Here is a 26452-nt window from a genome sequence, read left to right as displayed (position 1 = left end):
TCGAGGTCTCCAGCAGCACACTGAACCTCTTGCGGTCCTTGTGTGCGTTGGTATCAACGCACAAGGCCCACAAGGTTCGTGCGCGACGGCGCCGGGCTTACTGCACCTCGAAAGTGGCATGCAGGTCGGCCGCGGAGCTGCCACCCACCCAGACGTCGAAGGTCGACCCGTCCTGCACCCAGTCGCGGGTGACGGCGCTCCAGTGGCGCAGCTCGTCGGGGCCGAGCTCGAAGCTGAGTTCGGTGCTCTCGCCCCCGGCCAGCGTAACGCGCTGGAAGCCCTTCAACTCGCGCACGGGACGGGTCGAGGTGCCGTACCGCTGGTGGAGGTAGAGCTGGGCCACCTCGTCGGCCTCCCGGTCCGAGGTGTTGGTGATTGTGACGTGCACCGTCGCGGTCCCACCCAGGGGCACCCGGGCGGGGTCCACCCGCAGGTCGGAGTAGGCGAAGCTCGCATAGGACAGACCGTGCCCGAAGGGGTACAGCGGCGTGGACTCCTCGTCCCAGTAGCGCTCGTGCGCGAACTCGGGCTGGAAGGTCGTGTAGTGCGAGAGCGACATCGGCACCTGTCCGACGCTGCGCACCCACGTGAAGGGCAGGCGGCCGGCGGGGGAGACGTCCCCGACGAGCGCACGGGCGACGGCCTCGCCGCCACGGCTGCCCGGATACCAGGCCTGCAGGATTGCGGGCAGGTTCTCATCGGCCCAGCGCAGGTCGAGCGGGCGGCCGCTGACCAGCACCAGCACCACCGGGGTGCCGGTGGCCGCCAGGCGCTGCAGCTGTTCCAGGTGGCGACCGGGCAGCTCCAGGTGGCTCACCGAGGCCCGCTCGCCGATCTGGTTCTGGCGCTGGCCGCTCACGACCACGACCACGTCGGCCGCCTCGGCCAGGGCGACGGCACGCTCGATGGCCGCGTCGTCGTCGTAGTCGGGGCCGGTGACGGCGGGTTCGGGCTCCATCGCGTCGAACATCGACGGCTGGAGCCGGTCCGGGATGCAGGCGCCGGGCTCGTGGCGCACCTCGATCCCGTCGCCGAGCCGGGCCCGCAGCCCATCGAGGATGGTGACGGTCTCGTCGAGGTCGAAGTCGAAGATCCACGGCCCGAGGGTGTCGCGGGCACTGTCGGCCAGCTGTCCCACGACGGCCACGCTCTGGAGCGCGGACGGATCCAGTGGCAACAGCCCGTCATTGCGGAGCAGCACCAGGGACTTCTCGGCGGCGTCGCGCGCCACCTCCCGGTGCTCGGGTGCCGACAGCACCGCCTGGGTGCGGGAGGCGTCGGCGTAGGGCTGGTCGAACAGGCCCATCCGGAACTTCGCGGTCAGCACCCGGCGCACGGCCTGGTCGAGTTCGGCCTCGCTCACCCGGCCGTCGACGATCGCCTGCGGCAGGCGGGAGTAGGCGGGATCGGCCATGGTCATCTCCATGTCGAGCCCGGCATGCAGGGCTCGCGCGGCAGCGTCCTGGAGGTCCTTGGCGAAGTGCTGTGTGGCCAGGGAGCGCACCGCATGGGCGTCGGAGACGACGAAGCCCTCGAAGCCCATCTCGCCGCGCAGCACCTTGGTGAGCAGCCACCGGTTGCCGCTGGCGGGGACGCCGTTGAGGTCCATGTAGGCGCTCATCACGGTCGCCGCGCCGGCCTCGACGGCGGCCCGGAAGGGCGGCAGGTAGACATTCCACAGCTCCGCGTCGGAGATGTCGGAGTCCTCGTAGTCGCGCCCGCCGGTGGCGGCACCATAGCCGGCCAGGTGCTTGGGGCTGGCCAGCACCGACTCGGGACCGTAGCGGCCGTCCTCGACCGTGCCCTGGAAGCCGCGCACCTGCGCCGCGGCCATGGCGGCACCCAGGCAGGGGTCCTCGCCGGCGCCCTCGATGATGCGGCCCCAGCGGGGGTCGCGGGCGATGTCGACCATGGGTGCGAAGGTCCAGTGCAGGCCGACGGACCGGGCCTCGCGGGCAGCGACCCGCTGGGCGGCCTCGGCCAGCTCGGGGTTGAAGGAGGCAGCGACCGCCAGCGGGGTCGGCATCACGGTGCGGAAGCCGTGGATGACGTCGAAGCCGAAGATCAGCGGGATCCCCAGGGGTGAGCGCTCGACGGCCAGCTGCTGCAGGCGGTTGGCGGTCTCGACGTCACGCACGAAGAGCACTGACCCGGCACGTCCGTCGATGATGGCCTGCTCCACCTCGTCGACGTCATTGTCGGAATTGGCCTGTGCGGCCTCCGGGTTGCCGAAGTAGAAGAACTGGCTCACCTGCCCGGCCTTCTGTTCCAGGTCCAGGCGGGCGAGAAGGTCGTCGACCCTCTGCTCGATGGGCAGTTCCGGGTTGCGGAAGGTCTCGGTGGCCATGGTTGTCCTCCATCGGGTGCGTCGGTGCACTCGGCGTGCGGCTGTGGTTACCACAAGGTTAGTTCTTGTGCTGGCCGAGCGGAACCCGTGGACGGAGAAGGTCGAGGGCCCTCCCGCATTGGGAAGGCCCTCGACCAGGTGTGAGAGCTGCATGGCAGCTCAGCAGGTGCCGATCAGTTCATCAGGTCGGAGTACAGCACGGTCGACAGGTAGCGCTCACCGAAGTCGGGCAGCACGACGACGATGGTCTTGCCGGCCATCTCGGGGCGCTCGGCGACGGCCTTGGCAGCCACCAGGGCGGCACCGGACGAGATGCCCACCAGCAGGCCCTCCTCCTTGGCGGCGCGACGGGCCATCTCGATGGCCTCCTCGCCCTTGACATCGAGGACCTCGTCGATGATGTCGCGGTTCAGGATCTCGGGCACGAAGTTGGCGCCCAGGCCCTGGATCTTGTGCGGGCCCGCGGTGCCCTCGGTCAGCAGCGGGCTCTCGGCGGGCTCGACGGCGAAGAGCTTCACCTCGGCCTTCTGGGAGCGCAGGTACTCGCCGGCGCCCGAGATGGTGCCGCCGGTGCCGACGCCGGCGACGAAGGCGTCGACCTGGCCGTCAGTGTCGGCCCAGACCTCGGGACCGGTGGTGGTCTTGTGGATCTCGTAGTTGGCCTGGTTGGCGAACTGACGGGCCTGCACGCCTCCGCGCTCCTTGGCGATCTCCTCGGCCTTGGCGACGGCACCCTTCATGCCCTCGGCACCCGGGGTGAGCACCAGCTCGGCGCCGTAGGCGCGCAGCAGGGCGCGACGCTCGAGGCTCATCGTCTCGGGCATGCACAGCACCACCTTGTAGCCGCGGGCAGCGCCGACCATGGCCAGGGCGATGCCGGTGTTGCCACTGGTGCCCTCGACGATGGTGCCGCCCGGCTTCAGCTCACCGGAGGCCTCGGCGGCGTCGACGATGGCGACGCCGATGCGGTCCTTGACCGAGTTGGCGGGGTTGTAGAACTCGAGCTTGGCCAGGACAGTGGCGTCGCCCTCGATGAGCTTGTTGATCTTCACCAGGGGGGTCCGGCCCACGACAGCGCTCACGTCAGCAAAAGTGTTCATGCCCCTAGAACAACATGAGTCGGTGAATTCTTCCCCGTCTGTCCATCTTTTTTGGACGCCTGACCGCATCCGGTGCCGGTGCCCGGTTTCCCGCCGGGCCGCGGACTCCCTAGAATCAGCCCATGGCCCAAGCACCTGCACAACAGCACGACCTCGTCGTCGTCATCGACTTCGGCGCACAGTACGCCCAGCTCATCGCCCGACGGGTCCGTGAGGCCAAGGTCTACTCCGAGATCATGCCGCACACCGCGACGGTGGAGCAGGTGCTCGCGAAGAAGCCCGCCGCCATCATCCTGTCCGGTGGACCGCAGTCGGTCTACGCCGAGGGAGCCCCGCAGGTGGACCCGGCGCTGTTCACCGCCGGCGTCCCCGCCTTCGGCATCTGTTACGGCTTCCAGGCCATGGCCAATGCGCTGGGTGGCACCGTCGCCCGCACCGGACTGAGCGAGTTCGGCCGCACCCCGGTCGCCGTCACCGAGCCCGGCTGCCTGCTGCAGTCGATGCCCAGCACCATGCACATCTGGATGAGCCACGGCGACTCCGTCTCGCATGCCCCCGAGGGCTTCACCGCCCTCGCCCACACCGCCGGCGCCCCCGTCGCGGCCTTCGAGAACGTCGAAGCCCGCCTGGCCGGCGTCCAGTGGCATCCCGAGGTGATGCATTCCGAGCAGGGCCAGGCCGTCCTCGAGCGCTTCCTGTTCGAGATCGCCGGACTCAAGGCCGACTGGACCAGCGCCAACATCGTCGAGGAGCAGGTCGAGCTGATCCGCGAGCAGGTCGGCGACAAGCGCGTCATGTGCGCTCTGTCCGGTGGCGTCGACTCCGCCGTCGCGGCCGCCCTGGTGCAGCGCGCCATCGGCGACCAGCTCACCTGCGTCTTCGTCGACCACGGCCTGCTGCGTGAGGGCGAGGCCGAGCAGGTGAAGAAGGACTTCGTCGAGATCACCGGGGTGGACCTGGTCGTGGCCGACGAGCGCGAACGCTTCCTGGGCCATCTGGCCGGTGTCACCGACCCGGAGACCAAGCGCAAGATCATCGGGCGCGAGTTCATCCGCACCTTCGAGGCCACGGCCCGCAAGCTCAATGACGACAAGGACATCGAGTTCCTGGTGCAGGGCACCCTGTACCCCGACGTCGTGGAGTCGGGCGGCGGCGAGGGCGCCAGCAACATCAAGAGCCACCACAACGTCGGCGGCCTGCCCGACGATCTGCAGTTCAGCCTGATCGAGCCGCTGCGCACCCTGTTCAAGGACGAGGTGCGCGCCGTCGGCGCCGAGCTGGGACTGCCCGAGTCGATGGTCTGGCGCCAGCCCTTCCCCGGCCCCGGCCTGGCGATCCGCATCATCGGTGCGGTCGACGAGGAGCGCCTGGCGATCCTGCGCCGGGCCGACGCGATCGCCCGCGAGGAGCTCACCAAGGCCGGCCTGGACCGCGACATCTGGCAGTTCCCCGTCGTGCTGCTGGCCGACGTCCGCTCGGTCGGCGTGCAGGGCGACGGCCGCACCTACGGCCACCCGATCGTGCTGCGCCCCGTCACCAGCGAGGACGCGATGACCGCCGACTGGGGACGTCTGCCCTATGACCTGCTCGAACAGATGAGCACCCGGATCACCAATGAGGTGCGCGAGGTCAACCGCGTCGTGGTCGACGTGACCAGCAAGCCGCCGGGCACGATTGAATGGGAGTGAGGGGGCGACCCCCTCAGACCCCCTCAGGCATGGGCAAGGCCCCCGCGACATTCTCGCGGGGGCCTCGTTCGTGCTCGGGCCGGGTGAGCCCGTCTTTCGGATCAGTGGCGGGGCTCCTCATAGGGGTTGAAGACGGGCTGCCGGGCCGGGGGAGTCTGGCTCGCGGGTGCCTGGCCAGAACGCTTGGCATCATTGTCGGCCTTCCACTGCTTCGCCTTCTCGACGAGCACGTCGGCGCCGGCGCGGTCCGAGCCCTCCTCGGGCATCAGCACCCACAGCAGCGGGTAGAGCCACAGGCCCACCGCGCCCATCAGCACCGCGACGACCATCACCGCGCGGACCACGCTGGTGTCGATCTTGAGGTAGCGTGCGATGCCGGAGCAGACGCCGGCGACCATCCGGTCGTCGGTCGGACGCGCGAGGTTCGGGACGAGTGCCATGACGTGTTCTCCTGTGCTTCTCGGACAGTCGTTCTGTCCTGATGAGTCCATTCTCCGCCCCGCGGCCGTCCCCCGCCATCGGGAGCAACCCTGAACGGCACCCGATCACGCCCCCGTGGGCCCGTCGGGGCTGGCGTCGTGCCCGACGGCGTGTGAACCTTGGGAACACGATGAGCAGTCCTGACCTTCCGGCCCCGCGGCCGCAACCGGAGCCCCCGCGTGCCCGCCGCGACGCCGAGCATGCCGTGCTGGGTGGTGTCTGCTCCGGCATCGCGCAGCACCTGGGCTGGTCACCGCTGCTGGTGCGTGGCGGCTTCGTCCTGCTGGCGGGCATGCAGCTGGTGGGCGTGCTGGTCTACGGACTCCTGTGGGTCCTGATGCCCTCGGCGGCGCAGGGGGACAGCGTCGAGGCCCCCGGGCTGGAATCGGCCCGGCGTCAGCAGATGCGCCCCCAACGGCACAGGGAACTCGCCCGCCCCGACGGCGCCTCGGCTGCCGCCCTGGCCCTGGTCGGTGGCGGGGTGGCCCTGCTGGCCCACCGCTTCGGGACCGGCCCGTCGTCGACGATCTTCTGGCCCTTGGCCTTCGCCGCCGCCGGACTGGCGATGGTCTGGCGGCAGGCCGACGCGCAGGACCTCGCCACCGATCGCACGGCCCCGCAACGGTGGAAGGATGCCAGCCGGCTCCTGGTCGGGCTCGCCCTGGTGGGGGTCTCGGTCTCGATCGTCGCCGCCGGCTGGATAGGCATCTCCCAGCTGCCCCAGGTGCTGGGTTTCGCCGCGCTGCTGGTGCTCGGCGTGGGCATCGCCGGTGCCCCGTGGATCACCCGCTGGCGTCGCACCTCGCGAGAGGCCCACGAACGGGCCCTGCTCGAACGGGCTCGCGCGGACATGGCCGCCCACCTGCACGACTCGGTGCTGCAGACCCTGGCCCTGATCCAACGCCAGTCAGAGGACCCGAAGGCGGTGGCCCAGTTGGCGCGTCGTCAGGAGAAGGAGCTGCGCACCTGGCTCTACGGCGAGGAGCAGACCGAGAGCTCGCTGACGGTGGCGATGCGCACCGCCGTGGACGAGATCGAGGCCGAGCGCGGCATCGACATCGAGCTGGTCTGCGTCGGCGATGCCGAGGGCACATCCCGCACCGACACGGTGGTGCGCGCCGCGAGGGAGGCCATGATGAATGCTGCCAAGCACTCCGGCGCCGACCGGGTCGACGTCTACTGCGAGGTCGACGACGGCCAGGTGGAGGTCTTCGTCCGCGACCGGGGGGTCGGCTTCGACCCCGAGGCCATCGGGGATGACAGGATGGGTGTCAGGCGATCGATCCTGGACCGGATGGAACGCCACGGCGGCACCGCCCGCATTCGGTCGGCACCCGGTGAAGGCACCGAGGTGCGCCTGGTGATGGAGATCTGAGGAGTTGGACATGCAAGAGCCTGTCGAGACCGCGACCGAGAGCGCCCCGGCCCACGCGGGACCGTGGCGGATCGTGCTGGTCGACGACCACGCCATGTTCCGCGCCGGGGTCCGTCACGAACTGGGAGACTCCGACCAGGTCGAGGTGGTCGGCGAGGGTGAGGACGTCAACACCGCCGTCCAGGCCATCCTGGAGACCCAGCCCGACCTGGTGCTGCTCGACGTGCACCTGCCGGGCGGCGGAGGGGCCGAGGTGGTGCGACGGGTCCATGCCCAGCAACCCGAACGTCGTTTCCTGGCGCTGAGCGTCTCGGATGCGGCCGAGGACGTGATCGGCGTCATCCGTGCCGGCGCCCGGGGCTACGTCACCAAGTCCATCGCCACGCCGGAGCTGCTGGAGGCCATCGACCGGGTGGCCGGCGGGGATGCCGTCTTCTCCCCGCGCCTGGCTGGCTTCGTCCTGGATGCCTTCAGTGGCTCCATCGACGTGGCCGCCGTTGACGAGGAACTGGACCGGCTCAGCCCGCGCGAGCGCGAGGTGATGAAGCTGATCGCGCGCGGCTATGCCTACAAGGAGGTGGCCAAGGAATTGTTCATCTCGATCAAGACCGTCGAGACCCACGTCTCCAGCGTGCTGCGCAAGCTCCAGCTGTCCAACCGACACCAGCTCACCAAGTGGGCCACCGACCGCAAGCTGGTCTGAGCCTCACCGGCGCCGATGGGCCAGCAGTCCGCCGAGCAATCCCAGAACGATCAGCAGGACGGACCCGGCGACCATCAGTGTCGATATCGGGACGGGGTGCCCGGTGGCGCGGCCCACCAGCACACCGGTGCAGGCCAGCAAGGCCAGTCCCCACAGCAGGGAGGCGATGTCGCGCGGCTCACGCATGGTCCACCTCCGCATTGGCGCCGGTCAGGTGCAGCGTGACGACCAGCCGCGGGTCCTCGGTCTCGGTGCTGTGCCAGCTCCCGTTCTTGATGCCGGCCAGGCTTTCGCCCCCGTCGAAGGCGATGGTGGCGCCGTTGAGCCGGTAGTCGACGCGCACCGGTTCCTCGGGAAGGCGCAGGGTGAGGTCGGCTGCCGTGGCGTGGATGGCCAGCCGGCTGGCGGGGCCGGTTGCGGGCAGGCTGAGGTCGGAGAGGTCCACGCGGCTCTCCTGCGCCGTCACCTCCAGCGGATGTGTGGGCAGCTGGGCCGTGCTCGTCCAGTGCACGTCCACAGGCTCCATGGACGTGGGCGACGGCATCGGCAGCAGCGCCGATCCCAGGACCGCGAGGGCCACCGGCACCGCCATCCGGGGGCGTGGGAGGCGCAGCAGTCCGGCGAGGACCAGGCTCACCGCGATGACTCCCAAGGACAGGGCGTGCAGGGCCGTGCGCTGGTCCTGCACCGGCAGGGAGGGATCCAGGAGGAAGGGCAGCGCGGCCAGCGCCAGCACCACCAGGCCAAGGCGCCAGGAGGGTCGACGTACCCGACGTGGACGGGGCACCGCAGCCAGGGCCGGGGGCGCCGGCAAGTGGATGGTGCCGGGTCGTGGAGTGGCCGTGGGTCCGATGGTGGGTGCGGGGACGGGTGCCAAGGACGTGTGTGACGGTGACGCGAGAGGCACGGGAGCGGCCTGCTCGAGGGCTGCCAGACGACTGGTCCACGCCTCCACGGCGATGGTGAACTCGGACGAGGGTGGTGGCGCGGGGAGTGCCTCGACCGTGCCGGAGCTGTGGTGGGACTGCCTGCGTCCCAGGGTCACAAGGACGAGCAGCACCAGTCCCGGGGCGAGGGACCACGAGGTCAGGGGGGCTGTCAGCAGGCACAGCAGCAGACTGCCGACCAGACCGGTGGCAAGGAGACGCTGGCGGCTCCACTGGGCCACCTGCGGAGAGAACTGTTCGGCGAGGCTCCGACGATGCCCCTGCTGGGGCAGCACAAGCCAACCCCAAGCGTAGAGCAGCACCCCGAATCCGCCACTGAGAGCCAGCAGCAGGGCGGCGACGCGCACCAGCAGCGGATCGACCTGCCACCGGTGGGCCAGGGCCAGGCAGACGCCCGCGACCATCGCCCCGTCACGAGGACGGTGCAGGTCGGGCAAGAGGGTCTGGTCCATGCCACCATCCTGCGCCAGCCGGCCGCCGTGCACCATCGGGAACAACCCTGAGATCCACCGCGTCCGGACACGGCAACAGGGCCCCGGCAATGCCGAGGCCCTGCTCCCGCCGTGCCAGAGGCGACGGCTGATGTCCTTGAGGGGACGAGCGAGCAGGTCAGACGCGCGAGCTGCGGCCCTGGACCCAACCCCAGATGCCGAGCACGATCAGCGCACCGACGACTGCGATCAGCATGGAGCCGATGTTGAAGCCGCTGACCGACTTTCCGAGGATGGCAGAGCCGAGAAAGCCGCCGACCAGGGCGCCTACGATGCCGAGGATGGTGGTCATGATGAAGCCACCCCCCTGGGTTCCGGGCATGATGGCCTTGGCGATGGCGCCGGCAATGAGACCGAAGACGATCCATGCAATGATTCCCATGATGGTTCTCCTTGAGGAAGCTTGGGGGAAGTCCGTACGCCTTCGACGATAGGCAGCGCAGGGTCCACAAGTCACGCGGGCAGGCACGATTTCATCATCGGCAGAATCACCGATCCGTGTGTCAGCGCCTCAGAAGAGGGGGCGCCAGGGGGCCAGCAGGGCCTCGGTTCCCTTGGCCACGATGGATCGGGCGGCCCACTCGTCCCGGTCCAGTTCCACGCAGTTCTGCTCGTCGACCTCCCAGATCTCCTCCATGCGCGCCGCGACGTCACGGTCGAGAAATTCAGCGTTCACCTCATAGTTGCCTGCCAGGCTCAAACGGTCAAGGTTCGCCGTGCCGATGGTGGACCAGAAGCCGTCGATGGTGCAGGTCTTCGCGTGCACCATCGCCCCCTGGTAGAGGAACAGGCGCACGCCATAGCGCAGCAGGTCGTCGTAGAAGCCACGGGAGAGCCAGTCGGCCACCACGTGGTTCGACTGGGCCGGGACGATGATGCGCACGTCGACGCCGCGCCGCACGGCCGCGAAGAACGCTGCCATCAGGTCGTCATCGGGGATCAGGTAGGCCTGGGTCATCCAGATGTGGTCGACGGCCCGGTCGATCGCCTCCAGGTACATGTTGCGGATCGGGTAGACCGAGATCTTCGGCGTGTTGCGGTGCACGCGCACCTGCGTCGCCCAGGAACGCACCCCGGTCTGGACCAGCTCCATCGTCGAGTCGCGATGGTTGCTCAGCACCCCAACATGCCTCAGGTTCCAGTAGTCGACGAAGGCATTCTCGATCTCGGCCACCCCCGGGCCCACCAGCCGGGCATGGGTGTCACGCCAGCGGTCGGCATAGGTGTCGCCGATGTTGTAGCCGCCGATGTAGGCCACCGCATGGTCCACCACCAGCAGCTTGCGGTGGTCGCGGCCGATACTGCGCGGAGTCGGCACCAGGCTCGCCACCAGCGGGTGGCTCTGGACCAGCACATTGCTGGGAAGGTCGAAGAAGGAGCGCGGCACGACGAGGTTGGCGAACTCGTCGTAGACCACGCAGACCCGCACCCCCCGGTCGGCCGCCGCCACCAGGGCGTCCTTGAAGCGCTGGCCGGTCTCGTCGCCCTTCCAGATGTAGGTCTCGAAGTAGACGGCCTCCTCCGCCCGCTCGATGTCGGCCAACATGTCCTCGTAGAGGTCATAGCCGAAGGTGTAGATCGTCACCTCGTCCTTGCCCGCCATGACAGGTGTCGGCTCCGAAGTGGGGAAGCGGTAGGGCTGGCGTCCACGGCGCTTGACCGCGTCGACCACGGTCAGCCCCACCGCGGTGGCGACCTGCAGGCCAAGGACCGTGCCCATCGCGCGGGTGGCGAGGCGGCGGATCGCGGGAGCTGTCATGCCCACACGATAGCGGCGCCGCGCAAGCTCGTCCCACGGAGCACGCGCACGAACCGAATAGGGTGTACCTGCCATGAGTGATCTTCCCGAGGACCTGTTCAGCAGCTTCCAGCCCACCTCGCCCGCCATCGCGCAGGCCACCGCGCCCGCCATCGCGCAGGCCACCGCGCCCGCCGTCGCGCAGGCCGCGCCACGGGCTCGAGCGCACGTCGACGTCGACGCCCTGCTGGGCGGGCTCAACCCGCCGCAGCGCCAGGCCGTCCTGCACGCCGGCGGCCCGGTGCTGGTGGTGGCCGGTGCCGGCTCCGGCAAGACCCGGGTGCTCACCCGACGCATCGCCCACCTCGTGGCCGCCCGCGACGTCCACCCCGGCTCGATCCTCGCTATCACCTTCACCAACAAGGCCGCGGCCGAGATGAAGAGCCGCGTCATCGAGCTGGTGGGCAACCGCGCCAAGCTGATGTGGGTCAGCACCTTCCACTCGGCTTGCGTGCGGATGCTGCGCGCCGACATCGACAAGTTCGGGATGGACCGCAACTTCTCCATCTACGACGACACAGACGCCAAGCGCCTGATGACCCTGGTGGCTCGCGAGCTGGAGCTCGACCCCAAGCGCTACCCGGTGCGCGCCATCATGAACTGGGTCAGCAACTGCAAGAACGAGCTCATCGACCACGAGGCGGCACTGGCGCGCTTCAGCGAGGGCAACGAGAAGGTCCACGCGCAGGCCTATTCCGAGTACCAGCGACGTCTGGTCGCGGCCAATGCACTCGACTTCGACGACCTGATCATGACCACCGTGCACCTGCTGCAGGCCTTCCCCGAGGTGCGCGAGGGCTACCGCCGCCGCTTCCGCCAGGTGCTGGTCGACGAGTACCAGGACACCAACCATGCCCAGTACCAGCTGATCCGCCAGCTCTGCGGCGAGCTGGACGGGGCCACCGAGCAGGCGATGGGCAACAGCCCCCGGGTCGGCGCTCCCGAGCTGATGGTGGTGGGCGACTCCGACCAGTCCATCTACGCCTTCCGTGGCGCCACGATCCGCAACATCCTCGACTTCGAGAGCGACTTCCCCGGTGCCGACACGATCCTGCTGGAACAGAACTACCGCTCCACCCAGAACATCCTGGCGGCGGCCAATGCAGTGATCGGGCACAACCCGAACCGTCCCGAGAAGCGGCTGTGGAGCGACCAGGGCACTGGCGCACTGGTGACCGGCTACGTCGCCGACACCGAGCACGACGAGGCCCAGTTCATCGCCAACGAGATCGACAAGCTCGTCGACGAGGGCAAGGCCCGCCACGGCGAGGTGGCCGTCTTCTACCGCACCAATGCCCAGTCGCGTGCCTTCGAGGAGGTCTTCATCCGCGTCGGACTGCCCTACAAGGTGGTCGGTGGCGTGCGCTTCTACGAGCGCAAGGAGATCCGCGACGCCATCAGCTACCTGCGGGCGATCGCCAACCCGGCCGACGACGTGAGCGTGCGACGCATCCTCAACGTCCCCAAGCGGGGCATTGGCGACCGCGCCGAGGCCGCCATCGACCAGCTGGCCCAGTCCGAGCGGATTCCCTTCTCAGAAGCCCTGGACCGGGCCAGCGAGGCCCCCGGTATCGCCACCCGCAGCTTCAAGCAGATCAAGGCCTTCGCCGAGATGATGGCCGCCCACCGCCAGATGGTCGTCGACGGGGTGAGGGCCGACGAGGTGCTCACCAGCATCCTCAAGGCCTCGGGTTACCTGGCCGAGCTGGAGAACTCCAAGGACCCCCAGGACGAGACACGCCTGGAGAACCTGGTGGAGTTGGTGGCCGTCGCGGGTGAGTTCGTGGCCGCGGCCCATGCTGTCGACCTGTCCCGGGAGGAGGAGGGGGAGGGGCTCACCGAGGAAGAGGTGGCCCTGCTGCCCGAGCCGGACGACTCGCTGCCGGCCTTCCTCGAGCGCATCGCCCTGGTGGCCGACTCCGACCAGATCCCCGACGCCGATGCCGACGACCAGGGCGTGGTGACCCTGATGACCCTGCACACCGCCAAGGGACTGGAGTTCGACACCGTCTTCCTGACCGGTTTCGAGGACGGCGTCTTCCCGCACATGCGGGCGTTGATGGACCGCGACGAGCTGCAGGAGGAGCGACGGCTGGCCTATGTGGGCATCACGCGCGCCCGCCAGCAGCTCTACCTGACCCGCGCCGCGGTGCGCACCGCCTGGGGATCACCGCAGTACAACCCCGCCAGCCGTTTCCTGGAGGAGATCCCGGCTGAGCTGATGGACTGGCGACGCACGGGTGCCGCCCTGACCGGGTGGGCCAGCACGTCAGCGACGCGCACCGTGCAGGCTCGCCAGGGTGGTGGCTTCAGCAGCCGCACGCTCGGGGGACGTTCCAGTGGCCCCAGCCTGGGCAGTGGCGCCCCAAAGGTCAAGACGGTGGCGAGCGTCAGTCCGGGGGAGCGGGTGCTGCACTCCACCTTCGGTCTGGGCACGGTGGTGTCCACCTCGGGTAGTGGGGACGCGATGAAGGCCGACGTGGACTTCGGCTCGGCCGGCCTCAAGCGGCTCAGCCTGAAGCATGCCCCGATGGAGAAGCTCTGAGGCAGGCGTCGACCGGGGTGTCCCGGACGCGAAGTGGCCCCGCAGACCCAATGGTCTGCGGGGCCACTTCCGTGGTGCCGGGATCAGACGTGCACACCCATGGTCAACAGGAAGGTGACCGGGTTGCTGGTCGAGTAGACATCACCCGGGGTGGTGCCCTTGGGGTAGTACTCGAAGTGCAGGTGGGGCCCGAAGGTACGGCCCTTCATGCCCACATAGCCCACGACCTGGCCGGCCTTGACGACCTGGCCGGGCTGGACGGTGTAACGGCTCATGTGCGCGTACAGGGTGGAACCGCCGTTGCCGTGGTGCAGGACCAGGGCGGAGTCGCCGGCCCAGCCCTGGCAGCCGCCGCAGTTGGTGGCGGCCACGCCGTCGGCCACGGCATAGATCGGGGTGCCGACCGCGGCCGGGAAGTCCTGGCCGGTGTGCCAGCGTGACCAGGAGCCGTACTGGCCCCAAGAGGCGCCGACGGAGTACTTGCCGGCGGGAAGCGGGGTGGAGCCACCGCCGCCGCTGACGGCGCCGGGGATGGCGTCCATCGGGGCCTCGGTGGGGGCGTCGGCAGGGGCGTCGGCAGGGCGATCGGCCGAAGCAGTCTTGTCGGCCGCCGACTTCTTGTCCGAGGCTGCCTTGTCGGCAGCCTTCTTCAGCTTCGCCTCAGCCTTCTTCTTCTCCTCGGCGATGCGTCCGGCCTCGGCCTTCACGCGCTTGAGATCGGCCTCGATCTGGTCAGTGCGGTTCTCGGCGGCGGCGCCGGCAGCCTCCTCGACGACGGTGTCGTTGACCTCGTCCAGGGTGGCCTGGCGCTCGACGGCACCCTCGGCGGCCACGGCCTTGCTCAGCTCGGTGCGGGCGGCATTGCGCGAGATGGTCCCGCGTCCGGCGAAGGCGGCCAAGGTGCCATTGGACTGGCCCTGCACGCGGCGGGCCTGGGCCACCTGCGACTGGACCTGCTGCTCCATGGTGAGCGGATCCGGAGCCGCGACGGCACGCGTGACGTCCTTGCTGTTCTTGTCGGTGGAGACGGTGGCGGTGTCGACACGCTCCGAGTTCGCCGAGGAGGCGGCGACGACGCCGCCGACGGTGACGACGGCCAGCGCGCTCACGGCCAGCGCGGCGATGCTGCGCTTGAGCACGCCCTTCTCGGGCTCCTGCTCGGCCGTGTCGAGGACGCTGTCGAAGTCGAGCTCGTCAGGGGTCTCGTCGACCTCCAGTACGCGCTTGGCACGTACCCTCCGGAATGGAGTGTGGGACACGGTTCTCCTAGGTGCACAGACAGTGGTCTCATCCTACGGCGTGCGGCTACCCCTGACGAGGTCCTGCCCGGCACGCCCGGACGGTCTCGATCTCTCAAGACTTCGAAACCTTAGCATTTCTCAGGAAGCATAACCCAATTCAGGGTAGCTGTGTAGCGCGCTGGGCGGCCCGCACAGTGACCTGCTGGAACTTGGCCGAACCCAGGTCATAGGAGGTCGAAGGGTTGTTGACCAGGTAGATCACCTTGTTGTCGACCACGGCGACGCCCGTGCGGAAGCGTGCCGTCTCGGTTCCGCCCAAGCTCTGCTGCACCAGCAGGGTGGCCCCCGCCACCTTCTTGCGGCCCACGGAGGAGGTCACCTGAGCAGACTCCGAAACCTTGGCCGTGGCCAGGCGTGAAGGGCAGTTCTTCAGGTTCGAGGCGAGGGTGTTCGCGAACTGGGCCGCCTGACGGGCGTCCTTGAAGGTGAACAGGACCTCGTCCATGCCATAGGTGCGCGGCGCCGCATTGTCCTGGGTCATCTGGTAGGTGCGCTGCTCTCGCTGCGTGGGGCCGGCCACGGAGGCCAGCGTCATGTTCTCGCACTCGCTGCCGGGGGCCACCACGTTCGACGCGTCGGTGACGGTCCACAGGCCCGCGCGCGGCGAGACGCGGGGGATGTCGGAGATGCTGAGCCAGCCCATCGGCTCGGTGGCGGCCGGGATGGCCTCGGCCACCTTCGGTTGCGTGGCGCACCTGCCGGTCGAGCGTGCGCACTGCCGGTTCACCGCCGCGGCGGCGGAGTTGAGCACGTTCGCCGCGGGGGCGGGCTGGTTGGCCTGGGTGACGTCGAGCGCGTGGACGGTGGTGCCGGTGCGCAGCAGCAGGACGGTGTGGTACTCGGCGATGTCATCCTGGCGGGCGACGGTGACCAGCCGGGCCGCGTCCCCGGCATTTCCGACGGCAGTGTTCGAATGGATCCACAGCGGCTCGTTGTCGCAGGCGGCCAGGTTGGTGGCCCGGGCCTCGAAGGCCTTGCTGGCATCGGCGACCGAGGCGAAGTTGTCCACCTGGTGCAGGGCGGCCAGGCCCCTGGTGGAGGTGGTGGTCAGCGTCCGCTGCCGGGTGATCGTCGGATTGGGCTGTCCGGTGGTGTTGGGCTGGCAGATCACCTTCGGTGAGGTGGGCGTCAGCCGGCTCAGCGTGCTGGCCACGGTCCATCCCTGCTTGGGGGTGATGGCCTCGGCATCCTCGGCGGTCAGCAGGTCGGCTTCGGTGACCGCCGGAGGAGTGGTCGCGCTCGGCGTGGGTGTCGGCGTGATCACCACGACGGGCTTGTCGGTCAGCGAGTGGACCACGGCGAAAGCGACCAGGGCTGCGACGAGCGCGCCGGCGAGCCAGGGCAGCCAGGCCATCGGCCGCGAGCCGGGCCGGGCGGCGTGGGCACCGGAGGAGTCGGGCTCGCAGAGACGGCGCTGGGCCGCGGCGGCACCGATCGCTGCGGCGGCGTGCAGGGGGTTGGGCTCCTCGGTGGATCCATCGGCCGTCTCGGCCTCGTCCGGGGTCACCGGCGCTGTGTCCTCGAAGACGTCGATCGGCTCGTCGGGCAGGTCCTCGGTCTCAGTGGACTCCGGGGCCAGCGCGCCGACGATCTCGGAGGTGCGCCGCTCCTCGCCCACGGCGGGGCGCATCCAGGCGCTGTGGTCGCCCGATTCCTCGGCGATGCCCTCGGTTGCTGGGGTGGCTGCATCCTCTGCTGGGGTAGGGTCAGTGCCGCCCTGAGGGGTGTCCACGTCGGCATCGCTGCGGGGATGCTGGCTCTGCTCGTCGTCCACGAGGATCCTCCGGAAGTGCTCGAAGCGGGGCAGGGCCCCTTGTCATGACCTCCACGGAGCTTACCCGGCCTCGTGGCCAGCAGCGGTCATTTGCCGCGCGCACCACCGATCGGAAGGACTTGCACCATGGGATGGCGACGTCAGGCCGACAGGGCTCGTGCCCAGGGGCCGGCCAGCGGGCGGGGCTCCACCACGGCGCGGAACTGGACGATGGGCCGCATCCGCCTGGGCGGCTCGTCCCCGCGTGAGAGGGGCGACGGCTCCCAGGCGCGCTCCGGCCCATGGCTGCCCTGGCCTCTGCTAACCGCCGGTGCAGCAGTGCTCACCGCCCTCACCGGCTGGTTGCCGCCGGTCCTGCTGGCGGTCATCGGGTGGGTGCAGGCCCCGGACCTGGGTTTCTGGAGCGTGCTCGGACTGGGAACCCGTGGCTGGCTGCTCGCCCACGGCGCCGGGGCCGAGCTGGACGGACGGGCGCTGACCGTGGTCCCCCTGGGGGTCACTGCACTGGTGCTCTTCGTCGGGGCGGCCCTGAGTGGGATGGTGGCCCAGCAAGCGCGCCAGGAGGCGGCTCCGGAACTGTCCCAGCAGCAACGCCGTGACATGACACTGCGGGTGGCTGTCGCCTTTGTCATCTCCTATGTGGTGTGCGTGCTGTTCGGATGCGCCCTGGCCGACACCGCCAACCAGACCGGACGGGCCCTGCTGGGGGCGATCGTGCTCGGTGCCGCGTGCTCCCTGGTGGGAGCCGGCCGGGCGCTCGACTGGCGCCCCACGCAATGGTGGCCGAACTGGGCGCGTGCAGTGCCCCGGGCCGTCGTGGCCGGGCTCGCGGTGATGGTGGCCACGGGTGCCCTCGTGGTGGCCCTGGCCCTGCTGCTGCACCGTCAACAGGTCGTGACCCTGCACGACAGCCTGGCTGCAGGCACCGTCGGTTCCCTGGTGATCCTGGCCCTGCAACTGGCCTGGCTGCCCAACCTCGTGCTCTGGGGGGCCTCCTGGGCCCTGGGGGCCGGCTTCACCCTCGGGACCGGCACCATCGTCTCGCCGGCGCACACCCTGACCGGCATGCTGCCCGCCATTCCGGCGCTCGGGGCCGTCGGGCCCAACGGTCCCGGGCCCTGGCCACACCTGCTGTGGATGGCAAGTGGCGTGCTGGCCGGAGCCATGGCGGCCTGGGTGGTGGTGCGCCAGCTGCGCGGGGCCCGCGCCGACGTCACCAGCCTCACCGGAGGGCTGGCCGGTGTGCTCACCGGAGCCTGCCTGTGGCTGCTTGCCGCGGCCTCGAACGGGGCGCTCGGCGACCAGCGCCTGGCCGAGGTGGGGGCGCGGCTGGTGCCGCTGGCCGTCATGGCTCCCACCGTGATGGGCATCGCCGGGTTGCTGACCGGCCTGGTCCTCGGGCTCGCCGGGCCGGGGCGCCCCGCGGGGGAGAAGGAGCACGAGTGATGCTCCTTGCGGCATATCTAGGAATGAATCATACTTAGTGCATGGAGGAAGTCCCCGCCCACTGGCCGACGCCCTGGATCCGCGCCAGCCTGGAACTGGCAATCCTGTCGGTGCTCACCGGCGGTGATCTGCACGGCTATGCCATCGCCGAGCGTCTCGCCGACGCCGGCATGGGGCGACTGAAGGGCGGCTCGCTCTACCCCGTCCTCGCGCGGCTGGAAGAAGCGGCGTTGGTGGAGGCCGTCTGGCAGCCGGGGAGCTCTGGGCCCCGGCGCAAGGCCTATGCGATCACTCCATCGGGCCGGGAGGAACGACGCCGCCTGCTGGAGCAGTGGAACGGACTCACCCTCCTGCTCATTGAGACCCTGCCCCAAGGAGGTTCGTCATGACCGAGGCGCTCCCTGTCGAACGATTCGAGCAGCTGCGCGGTGAACCAGACGACGGCAGCTGGGCAGGCACGGTGCAGCTGCGGCTGCTGCAGGGCCAACTCGATCCCCGCGAGGTCGACCGCCTGATGGGCCAGGTCGAACAGGCAGTGGTCGACAGCGGCGAAGGCCCCGAGACGCTCTACGGTGACCCCTCGGCCTGGGCCGAGGAGGCGCTCGCCGAGGCCAGTCAGCAGGGGGCGACCTTCGTCGACAACGACAGCAGCCCCGCCGAGCTGGTGACCGTCGCCCTCTTCCTGGCCGCGGTCGGATCTGTGATGGCCTTCCTTGCGGCGGCAGCCAAGGCCCTACTGGGCAGGGGCAGCTGGACCGTGGACTGGCCGGTGGCACTGACCGTGCTGCCGGCGGGGATGGCCGTACTGGCCGTGGGGGCCATCACCCTGCGGGAGCGGCTCGTCCATCGCCTGGCCGCGGGGTGGGCGACAGCGGTGATGGCCGCCGCCATGGCACCTGTCGTGATGGGTGCCGGATGGCTTGCCCTGCGGGCCGGCAGCCTGGGCAGCCACTCTGCGTGGTGGTGGCTGGCCCAGGCTGCCCTGTGGGCGGCGCTGGCTGCGCTGGCCGCGCGAGTGCTCCCCGACCCCGGCGGCCGGAGGGTGCCGACGGCCGGGATGGATGACGTGCAGTGGGTGGCCGAGACCCGCACCCGGCTGCGGGAACGCGGAGACCTCACAGAGAGGCAGGTCACCCAGGCACTCGACGAGGCGCGAAGCCACGCGCAGCAGTCGGGGACAGCCCTGGCCGAGGAGTTCGGCAGTCCCATCGGCTACGCCCGCTCCCTGCCGGGCAGTGAGGTGACCCGCAGGAGGCGCGAAACCTTGCTGTGGGCCATCGCGACCGTCGTCTACGGCTGGCTGGCGCTCGACACCACGGACGGCGGTTTCTGGCGCTGGGTCGGACCGGCCCTCGCCCTGATTGCCGGGGTGCTGACGCTGCGAGCAATGTTGCGGTGGCAGCGTGCCCGCCGGCGCACTCGGCCGTGAGGCGGACCGCGCGTGGGGCAGCGGGAGTGCATCGGCCGATATGGTGGGCGAGTGACCTGTCGTGTGCTCGTCCTCGTCTCCGGTAGCGGAACCCTCCTGCAGTCCCTGATCGATGCCCGTGCCGACGGCCGGCTCGACGCCGAGCTCGTCGCTGTCGGGTCCGACGTGCCCGACTGTCGCGGCCTGGAGCGAGCCCGGACGGTCGGCATCCCCACCTTCTGCCACCCCATGCCCACCCTGCTGCGCCGCGGCAGCCAGGAGCGGCGCGACTGGGACCAGCAGCTGGCCGACCTGGTGGCCGTCCACCAGCCCGACCTGGTGGTCTCGGCCGGCTTCATGAAACTGCTCGACGAGCCCTTCATGGCCCGCTTCGGCGACCGCATCATCAACACCCACCCGGCAATGCTGCCGGCCTTCCCCGGAGCCCACGCCGTGCGCGACGCACTCGCCGCCGGCGCAACCAGCACCGGGGCTTCGATCTTCTGGGTCAGCGACGGCGTCGACGACGGCGAGCTGATCACCCAGGAAGCCGTCGATGTCCTGCCCGGCGACGACGAAGAAAGCCTCCACGAGCGAATCAAGGTCGTCGAGCGGCGCCTGCTCGTCGAGGTGGTCAACCAGCTTGCCCGCCACCCGCGGACACAACAAGAACCCACCACAGGAGAAACCGCATGAGCGAGTCCCGTCAGCCGATCCGCCGCGCCCTGGTCAGCGTCTACGACAAGACCGGCCTGGTCGACCTGGGCAAGGCCCTGGCCGAGGCCGGCGTCGAGCTGGTCAGCACCGGCGGCTCCTATTCCAAGCTGGTCGAGGCCGGCCTGCAGGTCACCGAGGTGGCCGAGCTCACCGGCTTCCCCGAGTGCCTCGACGGCCGCGTGAAGACCCTGCACCCCAAGGTGCACGCCGGGATCCTCGCCGACCGTCGCCTGGAGGGCCACCGCAGCCAGCTCGACGAGATGGGCATCGCCCCCTTCGACCTGGTCGTCAGCAACCTGTACCCCTTCGCCCAGACCGTCGCGTCGGGCGCCAGTGTCGACGAGTGCGTCGAACAGATCGACATCGGCGGACCCTCCATGGTGCGCGCGGCCGCCAAGAACCACCCGAGCGTCGCCATCGTCACCTCGCCCGCCCAGTACGCCGAACTCGTCGAGGCCCTCAAGGCCGGCGGCACCACCCTGGAGCAGCGCAAGACGCTGGCCCTGGCCGCCTTCCAGCACACCGCCGCCTATGACATGACCGTCGCCTCATGGATGGGCCAGGCGCTGGTCGACGGCACCCAGGGCACCGGCTTCCCCGACGAGCTCTTCGGCACCTACGAGCGCAAGACCGTGCTGCGCTACGGCGAGAACAGCCACCAGCAGGCCGCCCTCTACACCAAGGGATTCGGCGCCGAGGGCCTCGCCCAGGCCGAGCAGCTCGGCGGCAAGGAGATGAGCTACAACAACTACGTCGACACCTGTGCCGCACACCGCGCGGCCTACGACTTCGACGAGCCGGCCGTGGCCATCATCAAGCACGCCAACCCGTGTGGCATCGCCGTGGGCGCCGACATCGCCGAAGCCCACCGCAAGGCCCACGAGTGCGACTCATTGAGCGCCTTCGGCGGCGTCATCGCCGCCAACCAGACCGTCACCGTCGCCATGGCCGCGCAGGTCAAGCCGGTCTTCACCGAGGTGATCGTCGCGCCCGACTTCGAGCCCGAGGCGCTGGATATCCTGCAGACCAAGAAGAACCTGCGCATCCTCAAGTGTGCCGCCCCCCAGCGCGGTGGCATCGAGACCCGCGACATCGACGGTGGCCTGCTGGTGCAGCAGGTCGACGCGCTGCAGGCCGACGGCGACCTCCCCGAGAGCTGGATCCTGGCCGCCGGTGAGGCAGTCGACGAGCAGACGCTGGCCGACCTCGCCTTCGCCTGGAAGGCCTGCCGCTCGGTGAAGTCCAATGCGATCCTGCTGGCCAGCGATGGCGCCTCGGTGGGTGTCGGCATGGGCCAGGTGAACCGCGTCGACAGCTGCAAGCTGGCCGTCGAGCGGGCCGGTGAGCGCGCCGCCGGATCGGTTGCCGCCTCCGATGCCTTCTTCCCCTTCAGTGACGGACCCCAGATCCTCATCGACGGCGGCGTGAAGGCCATCGTCGAGCCGGGCGGCTCGATTCGCGACGAGGAGACCATCCAGCTGTGCAAGGACAAGGGCATCGCCCTCTACTTCACCGGTACGCGCCACTTCTTCCACTGAGCAAGGACCCAAGGACCCTCCCCGAAACAGACGAATTGCTGCATCTCGATCTGTTTTGCACCTTCACATCGTCGTGAAGCGTCTGTTTCGGGGAGGGAGGGGAGCTGAATGCGTCGGTAGGCTGGAACCACCCACCTCACGAAGGAGCCGCATGACTGCACAGAAGATCGATGGCAAGGCAGTTGCCGCCCAGACCAAGGACGAGCTCAAGACCCGCGTCGACGCGCTGCGGGCCAAGGGCATCGTGCCGGGGCTGGGTACCGTCCTGGTGGGTGCTGACCCGGCCAGCCAGATCTACGTGGGTGGCAAGCACAAGGACTGCGCACAGGTGGGTATCGAGTCCATCCGCGTCGACCTGCCGGCTGAGACAACGCAGGAGCAGCTCGAGCAGGCGCTCGTCGAGCTCAACGAGAATCCCGACTGCACCGGCTACATCGTGCAGCTGCCCCTGCCGGACCACCTGGACGAGCACCGGGCCCTGGCGATGATCGACCCGGACAAGGATGCCGACGGCCTGGCCCCGGCCAGCCTGGGCAAGCTCGTCCTGACCGAGCCCGGGCCGCTGCCCTGCACGCCGCGCGGCATCGTCGAGCTGCTGCGGCACTACCACGTGCCGCTGGCCGGTGCCGAGGTCTGCGTCGTGGGCCGTGGCACCACGGTCGGGCGGCCGCTGGGCCTGTTGCTGACCCGCAAGAGCGAGAACGCCACCGTGACGTTGTGCCACACCGGCACCAAGGACCTCGCCGCGCACACCCGTCAGGCCGACATCGTGGTGGCGGCCGTGGGCCGTCCCGGTTTCCTGACCGCCGACATGGTCAAGCCCGGCGCCGTCGTGATCGACGTGGGCGTCAGCCGCGTTGATGGCAAACCGGTCGGCGATGTCGCCCCCGATGTCTGGGAGGTGGCCAGTCTGGTGACCCCCAACCCCGGTGGCGTGGGCCCGATGACCCGGGCGATGCTGCTGAGCAATGTGGTGGACCGCGCCGAGGCGATGGCCGCCAGCCAGGACGCGCAGAAGGCCTGATCGTGACCACCAGCGCGGAGGACTCCGACACCGCCCGGGCGCGAGCCAGGGCGCTGGCCGGCGGACGCAGCCTGAACCAGTGGCCGCTCGTCGCGGTGCTGTGCTGCCTGGTCGCGTCCCTTGGTGTGGTCGCGACCGGGCACTGGCGCCGGGGATCCTTCGCGGTCGGGTGCAGCGTCCTGCTGGCCGGCCTGCTCAGGGCCCTCCTGCCGTCCCGCATTGCCGGGCTGCTGGTGGTGCGCGGACGGTGGTTCGACACGGCCTTGCTGGCCTTGGGCGGGAGCGCGATGATCGCCCTCACCTTGGTGGTGCCGCACTCACCACCGAATCGCTGAGCTGCCGGGCCCTCGAGAGCCCCCCAGGATGAGCAGTGGCCCCCACCAGGCGGTGGGGGCCACTGTCACGCTGTGTGGGGGAGCGGTCAGATCAGACCGAGTTCCTTGACGGCGTCGCGCTCCTCGGCGAGCTCCTGGGTGGAGGCGTCGATGCGGGCGCGGCTGAAATCATTGATCTCCAAGCCCTGGACGATCTCCCACTTGCCGTCGGTGATGGTGACGGGGAAGGAGGAGACCAGGCCCTCCGGCACACCGTAGGAGCCGTCGGAGACCACGGCCATGGAGACCCAGTCGTCCTGCGGGGTGCCCAGCGCCCAGTCACGCATGCAGCTCACGGTGGCGTTGGCGGCCGAGGCGCGGCTGGACAGGCCGGTGGCCTCGATGATGGCGGCACCGCGCTTGGCGACGGTGGGGATGAAGGTCTGCTCGATCCAGGCCTGGTCGTTGATCTGCTCGGCGGCGGAGCTGCCGTTCACCTCGGCGTTGAACAGGTCGGGGTACTGGGTGGCGGAGTGGTTGCCCCAGATGGTCATCTTCTTGACGTCGTTGACGCTCACGCCCAGCTTCTGCGCGGTCTGGGCCTTGGCGCGGTCCTGGTCCAGGCGGGTCAGGGCGGCGAACTGCGCCTTGGGGATGTCGGGAGCGTTGTTGTAGGCGATCAGCGCGTTGGTGTTGGCGGGGTTGCCGGTGACGAGCACCTTGACGTCGTCGGCGGCCACCTTGTTGAGGGCCTGGCCCTGGGCGGTGAAGATCTTGCCGTTGGCGCTGAGCAGGTCGCTGCGCTCCATGCCGGCCTTGCGCGGGAAGGCGCCGACCAGCATCGCCATGTTGACGCCGTCGAAGATCTTCTCGGCGTCGTCCCCGATCTCCACGTTGACCAGGTTGGGGAAGGCGCAGTCGTCGAGCTCCATGACGACACCCTCGAGGGCCTTGAGGGCCGGGGGGATCTCGAGCAGGCGCAGCTCGATGGGCGTATCACCCAGCAGTGAGCCGGAAGCGATGCGGAACAGAAGGCTGTAACAGATCTGGCCGGCAGCGCCGGTGACGGCCACCTTGACGGGGGTCTGCTTCATGTGGATCTTCCTCTCGAAGTCGTGCCGTTGCACATGACGATACAGGGCACTTGTCCGGGGCCGACGGGCAGGTGGGGCACAGAAGACGGCGATGGCCGTCCTCCCTGGTGAACCGGGAACCGGTTCGGGGCAGGACGGCCATCGCCGTCGTCCGGATCAGTGCGAGATGGCGCCCTCCGCGCCGGCACCGGTCATGGAGCGGACCTCCATCTCGGTGTACTTGGCGGCATTGTGCTCGCTGGAGGTGATCGAGCCGAGCCAGCCCAGGATGAAACCGATCGGGACGCTGACCAGGGCCGGGTTGTCCAGCGGGAACCAGGCGAAGTCGGCATGGGGGAACATGGCGGTCTTCGAGCCCGAGACGGCGGGCGAGAAGGTAATCAGCAGCAGGGCCGAGATGAGGCCGCCGTAGATCGACCAGACCGCGCCCCGGGTGTTGAAGCGACGCCAGTACAGCGAGTACAGGATCGAGGGCAGGTTGGCCGAGGCTGCGATGGCGAAGGCCAGTGCCACCAGGAAGGCGATGTTCTGGCTCTTGGCCGCGATGCCGCCGACGATGGCCAGCACGCCGATCACGATGACGGTGTTGCGGGCCACCTTCACCTCCTGGGCCGGGTCGGCGTGGCCATCCTTGAGGATGGAGTTGTAGATGTCGTGGGCGAAGGAGGCGCTGGCGGTGATGGCCAGGCCGGCGACCACGGCAAGGATGGTGGCGAAGGCGATGCCGGCGATCACGGCGAGGAAGAGCGTGCCACCCAGGCCCTTGCCGGGCAGCCAGAAGGCCAGTGCCGGTGCGGCCGCATTGGCCTTGCCGGGCAGCGAGTTGACCACGTCATAGCCCACCAGCCAGGCCACGCCGTAGCCCAGGACCATGGTGAACAGGTAGAAGGCGCCGATCAGGCCGATGGCCCAGGTGACCGAGCGACGGGCCTCCTTGGCCGTGGGCACGGTGTAGAAGCGCATCAGCACGTGCGGCAGGCCTGCGGTGCCCAGCACCAGGGCGAGGGCCAGCGAGATGAAGCCGAGCTTGTTCTTGCCGTACTTGCCCATCGGCTCGGTCAGGTTGCGCCAGTCGGCGGCCTGCGTGGGGTCGGCGGCCTTGATGCCATCGGCGTGGGCCTGGGCATTGCCGATCAGGGTTGACAGGTTGAAACCGGCATGGGCCATCACCCAGAAGGTCATGATGCCGGCGCCGGCGATCAGCAGCACGGCCTTGATCATCTGCACATAGGTGGTGCCCTTCATGCCGCCGATGAGCACGTAGACGATCATCAGGAGGCCGACCAGCAGGATCACCAGGTTCTGCATCTTGCTGTCGGTGACGCCGAGCAGCAGCGAGACAAGGCCGCCGGCACCGGCCATCTGGGCCAGCAGGTAGAAGAAGGAGACGGCCAGTGTGGACAGTGCGGCCGCCATGCGGACGGGCTTCTCCTGCGTGCGGAAGCTCAGCACGTCGGCCATCGTGTACTTGCCGGTGTTGCGCAGTGGCTCGGCCACCAGCAGCAGGGCGACGAGCCAGGCCACGAGGAAGCCGATGGAGTAGAGCAGGCCGTCATAGCCGCTCAGCGCGACGGCGCCGACGATGCCGAGGAAGGAGGCTGCCGAAAGGTAGTCGCCGGCGATGGCCAGGCCGTTCTGGCGGCCGTCGAAGGAGGCGCCGCCGGTGTAGAAGTCGCTGGCCTTCTTCTTGCCGCCGGTGGAGACGCGGATGACGATGGTCAGGGTGGCCACCACGAAGAGGGCGAAGATGGCGATGTTGGCGATCGGGTTGCCGAGCTTGATCTCCAGCAGCGTCGTCTGCAGCACGGGCAGGACGAGGTTCATCGGTGGTCCTCCAGCTCAGCGCGGATCTTGGTGGCGATGGGGTCGAGGTTCTTGTTCGCGTGACGGATGTACATGGCCGTCAGGGCGAAGGTGGTGACGAATTGCATCAGTCCGAGGAAGAGGCCGATGGTCACGTGGCCGAACAGCGGCCGGCTCATGAAGCCGATGGCATAGGTGCTCAGCAGCACATAGGCGAAGTACCAGATGAGGAAGGCGATGCTGAGGGGGAAGGCGAAGTTGCGGAAGCGCTTCTTGAGCTCCTGGAACTCTGCCGAGGCCTGGACCGCGGACAGCTCCTCGGGTGTGGCGATGCGGCGGGCAGCGGTGGCGCCACTCGGCTGGGCAGTACCTCCCGGGATGGGGGGAAGGTCTGGTTCACGTTCGGGGTGGTGCTCGGCCGCGTGTGGCGTGGGCATTGGGCTCCTTGCGTCTGCGTGTCACCGGCGCCGTCCTTGGCGCGGGTTGCCAGCAAACTAGCGGCATCTGGGAGGGCTGTCACCACTCCTCTGTTAGTTTTCTCACAAAAGTTTGCCCGCGG

23 protein-coding genes are annotated in these 26452 nt (G+C 69.3%); 11 read left to right on the top strand and 12 right to left on the bottom strand.

What is annotated here, in order from left to right; all coding sequences use genetic code 11:
• Nucleotides 1-97: 97 nt before the first annotated feature.
• Nucleotides 98-2347, bottom strand: a complete 2250-nt coding sequence (locus tag ACYVKA_RS01905; RefSeq protein WP_460702549.1) for a glycoside hydrolase family 3 N-terminal domain-containing protein — start codon at nucleotides 2345-2347, stop codon at nucleotides 98-100.
• A gap of 173 nt (nucleotides 2348-2520) precedes the next feature.
• Nucleotides 2521-3447 (bottom strand): cysteine synthase A, encoded by a 927-nt coding sequence (gene cysK, locus ACYVKA_RS01900; protein WP_460702547.1) that lies wholly within the window; start codon nucleotides 3445-3447, stop codon nucleotides 2521-2523.
• Between the two features lie 122 nt (nucleotides 3448-3569).
• On the opposite strand from cysK, the gene guaA reads away from it, so the two are divergent.
• Entirely contained in the window at nucleotides 3570-5135 is a 1566-nt protein-coding gene (guaA, locus tag ACYVKA_RS01895; RefSeq protein WP_460702545.1) for a glutamine-hydrolyzing GMP synthase, read from the top strand.
• 101 nt (nucleotides 5136-5236) lie between these two features.
• Here the strand turns inward: guaA and ACYVKA_RS01890 are convergent, their stop codons facing one another.
• Complete coding sequence (locus ACYVKA_RS01890) at nucleotides 5237-5575, bottom strand: PspC domain-containing protein (protein WP_394275723.1); 339 nt, start codon at nucleotides 5573-5575, stop codon at nucleotides 5237-5239.
• Nucleotides 5576-5745: 170 nt separating this feature from the next.
• Between ACYVKA_RS01890 and ACYVKA_RS01885 the strand changes: the two genes are divergently transcribed.
• Both ACYVKA_RS01885 and ACYVKA_RS01880 read left to right on the top strand, forming a co-directional pair.
• Nucleotides 5746-6990 (top strand): PspC domain-containing protein, encoded by a 1245-nt coding sequence (locus ACYVKA_RS01885; RefSeq protein ID WP_460702543.1) that lies wholly within the window; start codon nucleotides 5746-5748, stop codon nucleotides 6988-6990.
• A 10-nt stretch (nucleotides 6991-7000) separates the two neighbouring features.
• Nucleotides 7001-7693: a response regulator gene (locus ACYVKA_RS01880; RefSeq protein ID WP_460702541.1), complete on the top strand. Its 693-nt coding sequence runs from the start codon at nucleotides 7001-7003 to the stop codon at nucleotides 7691-7693.
• Between the two features lie 3 nt (nucleotides 7694-7696).
• On the opposite strand, the gene ACYVKA_RS01875 is transcribed toward ACYVKA_RS01880, so the two are convergent.
• From ACYVKA_RS01875 to ACYVKA_RS01860, 4 genes are all read right to left on the bottom strand, one after another.
• A complete protein-coding gene (locus tag ACYVKA_RS01875; RefSeq protein WP_460702539.1) occupies nucleotides 7697-7879 on the bottom strand; it encodes a hypothetical protein in 183 nt (60 codons plus the stop codon).
• A complete protein-coding gene (locus tag ACYVKA_RS01870) occupies nucleotides 7872-9092 on the bottom strand; it encodes a PspC domain-containing protein (protein ID WP_460702537.1) in 1221 nt (406 codons plus the stop codon). Before ACYVKA_RS01870 ends, ACYVKA_RS01875 begins: the two co-directional genes overlap by 8 nt.
• A 157-nt stretch (nucleotides 9093-9249) precedes the next feature.
• Complete coding sequence (locus ACYVKA_RS01865) at nucleotides 9250-9513, bottom strand: GlsB/YeaQ/YmgE family stress response membrane protein (RefSeq protein ID WP_394275728.1); 264 nt, start codon at nucleotides 9511-9513, stop codon at nucleotides 9250-9252.
• Nucleotides 9514-9642: 129 nt separating this feature from the next.
• Nucleotides 9643-10890, bottom strand: coding sequence for a phospholipase D-like domain-containing protein (locus tag ACYVKA_RS01860; RefSeq protein ID WP_460702535.1), 1248 nt, complete (start codon nucleotides 10888-10890; stop codon nucleotides 9643-9645).
• Nucleotides 10891-10963: 73 nt separating this feature from the next.
• Here ACYVKA_RS01860 and pcrA point away from each other — a divergent pair, with 73 nt between their 5' ends.
• Nucleotides 10964-13474, top strand: coding sequence for a DNA helicase PcrA (gene pcrA / locus ACYVKA_RS01855; RefSeq protein ID WP_460702533.1), 2511 nt, complete (start codon nucleotides 10964-10966; stop codon nucleotides 13472-13474).
• 83 nt (nucleotides 13475-13557) lie between these two features.
• Here the strand turns inward: pcrA and ACYVKA_RS01850 are convergent, their stop codons facing one another.
• Both ACYVKA_RS01850 and ACYVKA_RS01845 read right to left on the bottom strand, forming a co-directional pair.
• Complete coding sequence (locus ACYVKA_RS01850) at nucleotides 13558-14733, bottom strand: M23 family metallopeptidase (protein ID WP_460702531.1); 1176 nt, start codon at nucleotides 14731-14733, stop codon at nucleotides 13558-13560.
• Nucleotides 14734-14872: 139 nt separating this feature from the next.
• Nucleotides 14873-16549: a hypothetical protein gene (locus tag ACYVKA_RS01845; protein WP_460702529.1), complete on the bottom strand. Its 1677-nt coding sequence runs from the start codon at nucleotides 16547-16549 to the stop codon at nucleotides 14873-14875.
• A 126-nt stretch (nucleotides 16550-16675) separates the two neighbouring features.
• Between ACYVKA_RS01845 and ACYVKA_RS01840 the strand changes: the two genes are divergently transcribed.
• The 7 genes from ACYVKA_RS01840 (at nucleotide 16676) to ACYVKA_RS01810 (ending at nucleotide 23017) form a co-directional block, all read left to right on the top strand.
• Nucleotides 16676-17995, top strand: a complete 1320-nt coding sequence (locus tag ACYVKA_RS01840) for a cell division protein PerM (RefSeq protein WP_460702527.1) — start codon at nucleotides 16676-16678, stop codon at nucleotides 17993-17995.
• Between the two features lie 41 nt (nucleotides 17996-18036).
• Nucleotides 18037-18384, top strand: coding sequence for a PadR family transcriptional regulator (locus ACYVKA_RS01835; protein WP_394275734.1), 348 nt, complete (start codon nucleotides 18037-18039; stop codon nucleotides 18382-18384).
• The gene (locus ACYVKA_RS01830) at nucleotides 18381-19424 is read left to right on the top strand and encodes a hypothetical protein (RefSeq protein ID WP_394275735.1); all 1044 of its coding nucleotides are present in this window, start codon (nucleotides 18381-18383) and stop codon (nucleotides 19422-19424) included. Before ACYVKA_RS01835 ends, ACYVKA_RS01830 begins: the two co-directional genes overlap by 4 nt.
• 51 nt (nucleotides 19425-19475) lie before the next feature.
• On the top strand, nucleotides 19476-20099 hold the full coding sequence (gene purN / locus ACYVKA_RS01825) for a phosphoribosylglycinamide formyltransferase (RefSeq protein WP_394275736.1): 624 nt from the start codon (nucleotides 19476-19478) through the stop codon (nucleotides 20097-20099).
• Nucleotides 20096-21658, top strand: a complete 1563-nt coding sequence (purH, locus tag ACYVKA_RS01820) for a bifunctional phosphoribosylaminoimidazolecarboxamide formyltransferase/IMP cyclohydrolase (RefSeq protein ID WP_460702525.1) — start codon at nucleotides 20096-20098, stop codon at nucleotides 21656-21658. The genes purN and purH overlap by 4 nt, the downstream gene beginning before the upstream one ends.
• Nucleotides 21659-21809: 151 nt before the next feature.
• Nucleotides 21810-22682 carry a bifunctional methylenetetrahydrofolate dehydrogenase/methenyltetrahydrofolate cyclohydrolase gene (locus ACYVKA_RS01815; RefSeq protein WP_460702523.1) on the top strand — a complete coding sequence of 291 codons (873 nt, stop codon included), beginning with the start codon at nucleotides 21810-21812 and terminating at the stop codon, nucleotides 22680-22682.
• A 2-nt stretch (nucleotides 22683-22684) separates the two neighbouring features.
• Nucleotides 22685-23017, top strand: coding sequence for a DUF3017 domain-containing protein (locus ACYVKA_RS01810; protein ID WP_460702521.1), 333 nt, complete (start codon nucleotides 22685-22687; stop codon nucleotides 23015-23017).
• Nucleotides 23018-23103: 86 nt separating this feature from the next.
• On the opposite strand, the gene ACYVKA_RS01805 is transcribed toward ACYVKA_RS01810, so the two are convergent.
• The 3 genes from ACYVKA_RS01805 to ACYVKA_RS01795 form a co-directional block, all read right to left on the bottom strand.
• Nucleotides 23104-24090: a malate dehydrogenase gene (locus ACYVKA_RS01805; protein WP_460702519.1), complete on the bottom strand. Its 987-nt coding sequence runs from the start codon at nucleotides 24088-24090 to the stop codon at nucleotides 23104-23106.
• Nucleotides 24091-24246: 156 nt separating this feature from the next.
• The gene (locus ACYVKA_RS01800) at nucleotides 24247-25914 is read right to left on the bottom strand and encodes a solute symporter family protein (protein WP_460702517.1); all 1668 of its coding nucleotides are present in this window, start codon (nucleotides 25912-25914) and stop codon (nucleotides 24247-24249) included.
• Nucleotides 25911-26330 carry a DUF485 domain-containing protein gene (locus tag ACYVKA_RS01795; protein WP_394276106.1) on the bottom strand — a complete coding sequence of 140 codons (420 nt, stop codon included), beginning with the start codon at nucleotides 26328-26330 and terminating at the stop codon, nucleotides 25911-25913. Before ACYVKA_RS01795 ends, ACYVKA_RS01800 begins: the two co-directional genes overlap by 4 nt.
• Between the last annotated feature and the right edge of the window lie 122 nt (nucleotides 26331-26452).

The organism is Luteococcus sediminum (assembly GCF_054783495.1).
This window is presented reverse-complemented; position numbering and strand designations above follow the sequence as displayed.